Annotated in this window: 8 protein-coding genes; 3 read left to right on the top strand and 5 right to left on the bottom strand. The window is 48.6% G+C overall.

Annotation, left to right across the window (positions count from 1 at the left end; genetic code table 11):
- From cfbD to cfbA, 3 genes are all read right to left on the bottom strand, one after another.
- Positions 1-779: Ni-sirohydrochlorin a,c-diamide reductive cyclase catalytic subunit (cfbD, locus tag PLA23_RS07385; protein ID WP_324474677.1), on the bottom strand; the 779-nt coding region annotated here is incomplete at its 3' end.
- The gene (cfbE, locus tag PLA23_RS07390; RefSeq protein ID WP_324329562.1) at positions 779-1,993 is read right to left on the bottom strand and encodes a coenzyme F430 synthase; all 1,215 of its coding nucleotides are present in this window, start codon (positions 1,991-1,993) and stop codon (positions 779-781) included. The genes cfbE and cfbD, both read right to left, overlap by 1 nt.
- A complete protein-coding gene (gene cfbA / locus PLA23_RS07395; RefSeq protein WP_324474680.1) occupies positions 1,993-2,394 on the bottom strand; it encodes a sirohydrochlorin nickelochelatase in 402 nt (133 codons plus the stop codon). Before cfbA ends, cfbE begins: the two co-directional genes overlap by 1 nt.
- A gap of 176 nt (positions 2,395-2,570) precedes the next feature.
- Here cfbA and PLA23_RS07400 point away from each other — a divergent pair, with 176 nt between their 5' ends.
- Genes PLA23_RS07400 through PLA23_RS07410 form a run of 3 tightly spaced genes read left to right on the top strand, consistent with a single transcriptional unit; the run spans position 2,571 to position 5,106 of the window.
- Positions 2,571-3,674, top strand: a complete 1,104-nt coding sequence (locus PLA23_RS07400) for a methanogenesis marker 9 domain-containing protein (protein ID WP_324329566.1) — start codon at positions 2,571-2,573, stop codon at positions 3,672-3,674.
- The gene (locus tag PLA23_RS07405) at positions 3,671-4,489 is read left to right on the top strand and encodes a triphosphoribosyl-dephospho-CoA synthase (protein ID WP_324329568.1); all 819 of its coding nucleotides are present in this window, start codon (positions 3,671-3,673) and stop codon (positions 4,487-4,489) included. The genes PLA23_RS07400 and PLA23_RS07405 overlap by 4 nt, the downstream gene beginning before the upstream one ends.
- The gene (locus tag PLA23_RS07410; RefSeq protein WP_324474682.1) at positions 4,477-5,106 is read left to right on the top strand and encodes a DUF447 domain-containing protein; all 630 of its coding nucleotides are present in this window, start codon (positions 4,477-4,479) and stop codon (positions 5,104-5,106) included. The genes PLA23_RS07405 and PLA23_RS07410 overlap by 13 nt, the downstream gene beginning before the upstream one ends.
- Here the strand turns inward: PLA23_RS07410 and PLA23_RS07415 are convergent.
- Positions 5,084-6,949 carry a molybdopterin biosynthesis protein gene (locus PLA23_RS07415; protein WP_324329572.1) on the bottom strand — a complete coding sequence of 622 codons (1,866 nt, stop codon included), beginning with the start codon at positions 6,947-6,949 and terminating at the stop codon, positions 5,084-5,086. The genes PLA23_RS07410 and PLA23_RS07415 overlap by 23 nt on opposite strands.
- Positions 6,946-8,157, bottom strand: a complete 1,212-nt coding sequence (locus tag PLA23_RS07420) for a molybdopterin molybdotransferase MoeA (RefSeq protein WP_324474684.1) — start codon at positions 8,155-8,157, stop codon at positions 6,946-6,948. The genes PLA23_RS07415 and PLA23_RS07420 overlap by 4 nt, the downstream gene beginning before the upstream one ends.
- Between the last annotated feature and the right edge of the window lie 49 nt (positions 8,158-8,206).

The following is an 8,206-nucleotide window of genomic DNA, read 5'->3' on the forward strand; positions in this document are numbered from 1 at the left end:
CGTTTCTCATAGGAAAGACCAGCTGCATCAAGACCGGCAATGATTCGTTCAGCATCCCGTCTGACCTTTGGAAGCCCCCGCATCTCAAGATTTGCGGAGTAGGTGATGGGTGCATCAGGAGCGATGTCATGCAAGGCAAGAAGACCGTCGGCAAACATGTATGCAGTCTCCTTCTTTGCGTTCATTATCGCAACACCCGTTTTTCCTTCGTTCATAAGGGTAATCAGACGCTCTGCCACTTTATGTTTGAGATCACCCCGTGATGGCTCGATATACTCTTTGATCGCTGCTCCCCTGAGCCGCTCCACCTGATTTGCCGCTTTCAGGAGCTCCTGCTGACGGGCAAGTTCGTCAGATGAGATCCATCCAATCTCAGCAGCCGGACGGAGGGTTGCAAGCACCCCGTCAATATTTTCAGTAAACCCGGCATGAATGTCAACGGCAATTGTCTCAGTGCATACGCCTGAGTTGTCAATGGCTGCCTGAAGATCCTCACCAATGATCATCGAGACGCAGGTCCCCATGACCGCCATCCGTTTTGGTGCAAATTTCTCTTCTGCATAGAGAATTACCTCTTCAAGACGTGGCTGGCCCCCGAAAACAAACTCATTCTCAGCCAGGGATGTTGTCAGAACCCGCATTCCATCCTCTTCCAAAAGACGGGCATGTTTAAAGGAACATCCTGACGGTCCATGCAGTATAGCCACATCAACTTCCAGATCACGAGCAGTATAGAGGGCAGCAACTATAGAACTGGGGCGTGGTTGTACATATTTCATCATTTCCACCGTTTTACTGATACTAAAATGAGAGGGGTCTGAAGGGTCTTTGCTCGGCTTTGTCCATCCTCACATGAATCAGAGAGGATACAGGATATACCGTTTTGTGCACAGTACCGTATGATCTCGTCCTTCATAATCCGTTCATCACCTGGAATTACGATCACATATGCAGGGGAGATCTCCGAGATTGCTGAAATAATCTCTTCAGTTGGAAAATTTTCACACACCGATGCGCAATCCTGTCCGATTATGAGAGTGACCGGTCCCTCTCCGGCAATCTCCCTGCCGTATAAATACGCATCACAGGTAGTCTGAAAGCAGGTTCCGCTGTTCGAATTATCGACGATGACAGAGCCATCTTCATAGCGTACCTCCATACGGCCGGGAAGAGCGGAAAATTCAGAAAGTCTGACCGGATCAATACCAAGAAGTAAGGCTGCACCGGCAGCAAGCATGAGCGGGGTCTTATATCCGGGAAGAAGAAGAAGTGGGTTGGTAAACGAACCGGATATCTCACCATACCGGTACGAAGCACGGGTCCCTGATACCACGACAAGATCAGAGACGGGCACGCATCCGTCATGCCGGAGAGACACGCCTTCCGGAATCAGAACCTGATTCATCAGATGTGTCTGTTCTGTTTTGATTGCAAGAGCACTCCGCTTCCCGTTCGCTACCGGATAATCAAGAAACGAGGTGAGAATCCCAAGGGTTCCAATCCCGCAAAAGCCCAATGAGATCTCGGCTATCAGCCACCCGCCTTCAACATAGTCGTTACATACTGGGAGGAGTGAGGCAGGGGTGATTGAGTATTGTCCGATGATATCCCGAGACGGATATCGCACAAGACCGGCAGATGTATGAAGAAGACCTGGTCCTGGCATGATCGATGCAAGTGCTGCTGCAGTTGTCGATTTCCCCTGTTTTCCGGTGATCTCAATAACCGGGAAGGCCCTGACCGCTCCTAGCAGCCACCTGACCATGGCATGGTGTGATATGACCGGTGTTTTCAGGTCACGAAAGAGGGGGTAATCAGGATCAAGATGAAAGGGAGCGGTAATCAGATCATAGGATCTCGTCCGGGCCAGGTCAGAAGATATCCCGTCCGCCTGACGATAGACATCGACCAGATCGCAGGAATGACCATGGGCAGAGAGGTGATCTGCCAGCACCTTCCCCCCATGAATCGAATCAAGAACAAGAATCCGCATCAGATCAGGTCAAGAGCCGCCCGGGCATTTTCCATCATAAGATCTGCCAGAAGCGGGTTTGGTCCAATCGGATCTGCATATACAAGTGGCACTTCCTTTCCATTAAGAGCAAAAATTCCTCTCTTCTGTCCGGGTGCAAGTCCGATAATCCCCGGAATATCTTCATCAATATGAACCCCGCGGGCAAGGAAGAGGGGGACCACGGCAATACTTTCGACATCTTCCTGTCTGAACGAATCAAGTGATTCACGAATGGTCGGTTCATTAAACTCCATAAAACCGCACCTGACGATAAATTCAGGGTGTTTTTGAGCAATGATCTCAGCCGTTTTGGTAATCAGATCTTTATTATATGCTTTCTTACTTCCATGTCCAACAAGAAGAATGCCTGTTTTTGTCATTCTCAGTAGGTAGTACTGCACCTCATAAAATAGTTATCAAATGTTATATTCTCTCAAAATATGTATCACATTCATCATACAGGAAGGGGATTTTTTTCTGGCTTCACATATACCAGCCTGAAATCGGAGAGAACATTATACATAAGAACGATCGATGGTTATGGACAAGGATTACAATGGATACAAATTTCGATCTTTTTATCGGTGATATGCCGGTAAAGACACCAATAGCGGTCGCCTGTATGGCAGGTATTACCGATGGTGCATATATCCGTAATGTTGCCGAACACATCGGTCTTGGAGTGATAGGCGGATATGCAATCGATGAACCAACAATCAAGGCCGCACGTATCCTCTCTGATCAGGGAAGAGAGGAATTTTTACCGAGAAATCTGATTGAGGATCTGAAAGGACAGGTAGCGCTGGTTCAGGCCGGGGGAGTTGTCCCGGTCATAAACCTTCGGGCATCTGAAGCAGGATCACTTGTCGCTGTTGCCAGGGAACTTGGTACATCGGTTATCTATGAGATTGACGCCCATTGCCGGCAAAAGCCCATGATAGATGCAAGGAGCGGTGAATTTCTCCTTCATAACCCGAATATACTTATCGCATATGTCCAGGCATTAAAGATAGCCGGGGTCCTGGTATCAGTCAAGATTCGCGCAGGAGTTGCTGCAGATGATGTGGAGTTGTCCAGATTGCTCTGGAAATCAGGAGCAGATATTCTGCACATTGACCTGATGGATTATGATCACACCTATCTGAAGAAAATCCGTGACACATCTCCGATATTTATTATTGCAAATAACGGAATTACCACATTTGAAAAGGCAAAAGAGATGTTTTCACATGGAGCAGACATGATCTCACTTGCACGGCAATCAGATATACAAACCCTTTCCCTGCTCGATTCCCGGATTCGACAGTATACCCATGAACATGGCTGGTACAATGCTCCCAAACAACTCTGCCGTGGTGGAGATATCAGGTCACTTGCCTTCTGCTGTATGCCGGTCAAACCATGCCCCCTCCTTCCAACCCTCCAAAAATATACTATCAGCCCGCAGGAATTTGTGTCTATGAAGATGGAGGCCGTCGCAGGTACACCTCTCGAGCAGGGCGCCAATACCTGCTTTGGGAGTCTTGCATACTGCTGTAAGGATACTACCCCATGCATGTTCAGGGATGCAACCCTCCGTCAGGCAGGATTAAAGCGATCTGTCTATATGGATTTAAAACGGGATGTATCGAAAAAACTCCTGAAAAAGATCTTTCCATGATGCACCATATCAGCCGGACCGAGCGGGCCCAGATGGCAATGGCATTTGAAGTCTGTGCCTGGGGTAAGCCGGGAAATGTTGACCGCTGTCATGATTACCCTGATACAAAATTAGAGCATTTTCTGGCATCAGTTATCTTCTGCAGGCCTGCGTTCGAAAAGGCTGAACAGCGTCAGGGATCAGTCGGTGCTCTTATCAGGGAAGCGACCATCCTTACCGGACGACACAAGGGTGGGAATACTCATTTCGGTGCATTCATCCTCCTCATCCCCTTGATCATGGGAGGAACAATCAGGGAAGCATCAGAGATTGTCAGACAAACAACAGTGCAGGATGCCCTGGATTTTTATGATGCCTTTGCACATACGGCAGTCAGGGTGCGGGAGGAGGATGAACTTGATATCAATGATCCACAGGCAAAAGATGAACTGGTAAAGAGGAACATGACCTTCTTTGATATCATGGAGTATTCAGCCCCGCATGACCTTGTCGCCAGTGAAATTACCAATGGATTTCACCTGACCCGATATACTGCCGATCTTCTTATCAGGAATCAGAATGAGCAAAATCCCATATCAAAGGTCTTTTTATCGCTTCTCTCACAATATCCGGATACCTTTATCGCAAAAAAATACGGGGATGCAGCGTCAGAACTTGTCAGGGAACAGGCAGCCCGGGTTGTCGCCGGTGAGATAAGTGCAGCAGCGCTTGACGATTTCTGTCTTGAGAACGGGTACAATCCGGGCTCACTCGCAGATATTATGATATCCGGCCTTTATATTGCACTTGGAGAAGGATGGGAGTGGGATCATTAACAGACCCGGTGGATCAGATATTCACCGAAGGAATCAATGAGGTAATTGTTTCTACCTGTGATAATGCAGCACCGATGGGGATTATCAGAAAAAATGATCATCTCTCGATGATTGTATTCCGTTCCAGTCATACGGCGCGCAATATTATCCGAGACGGATGGGTGGTTGCTCACATCTCTCATGATCCGGTTCTTTTTGTAAAAACCGCATTTGAGGATCCTGACGGGGATTCTTTTATCAAAGAAAGAATCGGTGACGTCACCATTCATCGCCTTCGGGGTGTCCAGAACTGGATTGTCTTTGCCGCATCAGTGGAGCATAGTACTGCAGAAAAGATCTTTGTTCATCTTGAACCGATCCATGCACATATCGTCCCGGCACTTCCAGTCCCGGTGCATCGTGGTTTGAATAATATCATCGAGGCGACTGTCCATGCAACCAGATTTGTTCTCACGACCGATCCTGAGCTCGCCGCCCTTATCCGCCATCATGGAGATCTTGTGATGCGGTGTGGAGGTGAACCGGAGAAACGGGCAATCCGGCTTCTCTATTCCTATGTGAATACCTGTGTACCTGGCACCTTTTCCGAGAAAATCAGGCAGGAGATAGCCTCCTGATCACGCCGGTTTCACCGGTTCTGTACCCTCCAAGGCGGGATAAGAGGGTTTTAAACGAATCTGACTGAATACAGGAGATGAGGGTCTGCACCCTGACATCAGATGCAAATGTTGCAGCCTTCATAACCAGTTCATATCGCTCTGTAGCGACCGGAACAAACGGGAGGTCATATGCTTTTGCTGCAGAACTGACCGCCATTCCCATATCTGCATCACCAGCCATAACCGCAAGACAGACGGCAAGGTGAGTCGTCACTTCACGGGCATACCCCTGTATGGATTCAGAAGATATTCCCTTCTCTTTCAGCATATGGTCAAGAAGGATACGGGTGCCTGATCCCTTCTGCCGGTTTACAAACCGGTGTGTTGTTATCGCTTCAAACCCCAGTCCCTCTCGTGATACTATCCCCTGTTCCCGCTCTGCAACACAGATGAGAACGAGATCCTCATTGGGCATATATCGCCTGAGAAATGAGATATTATACTCTCCGTCATCTGACAGGAGATGCATGGGAGCAAGATGACAATCCCCGCGTTTTAATGCCATAAGGCCTCCCATACTCCCAACATGGACTGATGCAGGGATGATTCCAAAGCCTCTGACAAGATCTGAGAGATGATCGATGACCGGATCATGAGAGCCGCTAATCAGAATGGTCTGTTCAGCTTCATGTACCGATGATGTAACCCTGACTGAAACGGCAGATCCTGCCTCATATCCCTCACTTGAAGAAGGTATGGACAAAATCCCGTTTGATCTGACCAGACTCATCTGGATTCCAGATCCCCGGGACTGGGGAACCGCTACCCAGGTATCAGCTACCCTGCCAACGGTGATAAGAACAAACTCATCAACGCCTATATCAGAAAAAAGAGGAGATGAAAGCCGTGCCTGAATAACAGGTTCTTCCTTTACGGACAGACCATACCATGAAAGGACCGGTCTGATGATCTCCCGAAGGATGGTATGACAGGCGATCGGATACCCTGGCATTCCGATAACCGGTTTTCCTGATATATCCCCAAATATGACCGGTTTGGCAGGTTTTATTGAAAGACCATGGACAAAGACTGTTCCCAGTTCACTGATAACCCGGCTGGTATAATCTTTCGTCCCTTTTGAAGAGCCGGCTGATATCAATACAAGATCATGTGACATGACGGCCTCTGATATCGCCGATCTGATCTGATCCGGATCATCAGGAATAATCGGGAACAGTGTCACATCCGCCCCGGTCGATCTGATCTCGGCAGCGGCCATGAGCATATTACTCTCAATAACCTGACCGGGTTTTGGATCTGAACCAAGGGGCACTATCTCGCTTCCGGTCGGAATCAGGGCGACCCGGAGAGAGAGGACATCAACCTCCTGTATACCGTATGATGCCATCGCTCCGACATCTCCTGACCGGATGGTATGACCACCGGGGAGTACCATCTCACCTTTCGCGATATCTTCCCCGACCGGCCGGATATGCTGCCAGGGATACGCAGGAGAGCGGATAATAAATCCTCTATCAGCCTCCTCGGTATGTTCGATCATAATGACTGCATCATATCCGGGAGGAATGAGATTTCCCGTATTTACCCGTGCATAATCTGAAATCAGAACCGGATTCTGATCCGTGGCTCCATGAGTGTCTGCTGCTCTGACTGCAATTCCATCCATTGCCGAGAGATGACCTGCCGGAAAGGAGAGGGGGGAATATACTGCATGGGCAGTTACCCGTCCATACGAATCCTGAACAGGTATCCGGATTACCCCGGACTCGAATAAAAACCGATCTTTGAGAATTTGCAGCCCTTCTGATAAGGATTGAAGATGGAAAAACCGTTCAGTCATGCAATACTCCAGGGCTCAAAGGATACCCGTGTTCCTTTCTCATACCCTTCACATGATGCCGGAATACATAACAATCCGTCACTAGAAATAAGAGTATTTGTAAGGCCTGATTTTCCAAATACCGGTGTGATAGTATCATTCTGATACACAACCCGGACATAATCCTCCCGCCCTTTCGCTGATGGCACCGGAGCAGTCAGAACCCCCGACACGCTGATTTTTTTAGGTTTCTCTCCGGTCATTACATGGATGAGATCCCTGACCAGGGCATAGAGGATCACATAGGCTGAAGCAGGGTGTCCGGGCAGACCTATAACTGGTTTTTCTTTTATTTTTCCAATGATGGTAGGTTTTCCTGGAGAAAGGGCTATTCCATGAACCAGCATCTCCCCGGATCCGGCGATGATATCTGCACACATATCCCGTTCTCCTTTCGAGCTGCCACCGGAAATGAGTACAATATCAGCCTCATCTACCGCCCTATGAAGGACTTGCTCAAGCAATTGCCTGTCATCACGGACAATGCCCATGATAATCGGAATGCCACCTGATTCCTGAATGAAACCAGCACACAGGTATGTATTTACATCACGGATCTGTCCAGATTTTGGAACATTCTGTACGGGGACGATCTCATTTCCGGTTGAGATGATTGCAACTGTGGGTTTTGAAGAGACGGGGACATCATGCATCCCACAGGCAGCCAGAACACCCATCTCCCGTGAAGTGATACGGGTTCCTGCAAGGAGAGCCGGAATTTCCCTGGAGAAATCTTCGCCTTTCCGGACAATATTCTCCCCGACTGCAACCGGTCTGGAGATGAAGACATCATCTCCTATCTGTTCAGAATACTCTACCATAACCACGGCATCAGCTCCGGGTGGAAGAAATGCGCCGGTCGGAATATACATGCAGGTTCCGGGAATAACCGCTTTGGATGTGATGTCCCCCATCTCCACATGGCCGATCAGGTTGAGCATGGCCTGGATACTCTCTCCTGCTCCGATAGTATCTGCTGCACAGACGGCATACCCATCCACAACAGACCGGTCAAACCCGGGGATATCAATATCAGAAATGATATCAGAACGAAGTACATACCCCAGTGATTCTTCAAGGGTAACTGTCTTCTCCGGCATTGTCCTTGCAAGTCCCGCGAGGATCTGCCGTGCACTATCAACCGGTATGACTGATAAAAAGCGCGTCATTTAAAGCAGCCAAGTTGACATGCTCGTATCTTTATAGAGTGAGTATTGC

Origin of the sequence: Methanospirillum sp. (assembly GCF_035406105.1) — an archaeon.
Taxonomy (GTDB): domain Archaea; phylum Halobacteriota; class Methanomicrobia; order Methanomicrobiales; family Methanospirillaceae; genus Methanospirillum.

What these genes read in the sequence shown, in the direction of transcription:
- cfbE (WP_324329562.1), bottom strand. Translation starts at nt 1,993, where the DNA reads ATGCGGATTCTTGTTCTTGATTCGATTCATGGGGGGAAGGTGCTGGCA.
- cfbA (WP_324474680.1), bottom strand. Translation starts at nt 2,394, where the DNA reads ATGACAAAAACAGGCATTCTTCTTGTTGGACATGGAAGTAAGAAAGCA.
- PLA23_RS07400 (WP_324329566.1), top strand. Translation starts at nt 2,571, where the DNA reads ATGGATACAAATTTCGATCTTTTTATCGGTGATATGCCGGTAAAGACA.
- PLA23_RS07405 (WP_324329568.1), top strand. Translation starts at nt 3,671, where the DNA reads ATGATGCACCATATCAGCCGGACCGAGCGGGCCCAGATGGCAATGGCA.
- PLA23_RS07415 (WP_324329572.1), bottom strand. Translation starts at nt 6,949, where the DNA reads ATGACTGAACGGTTTTTCCATCTTCAATCCTTATCAGAAGGGCTGCAA.
- PLA23_RS07420 (WP_324474684.1), bottom strand. Translation starts at nt 8,157, where the DNA reads ATGACGCGCTTTTTATCAGTCATACCGGTTGATAGTGCACGGCAGATC.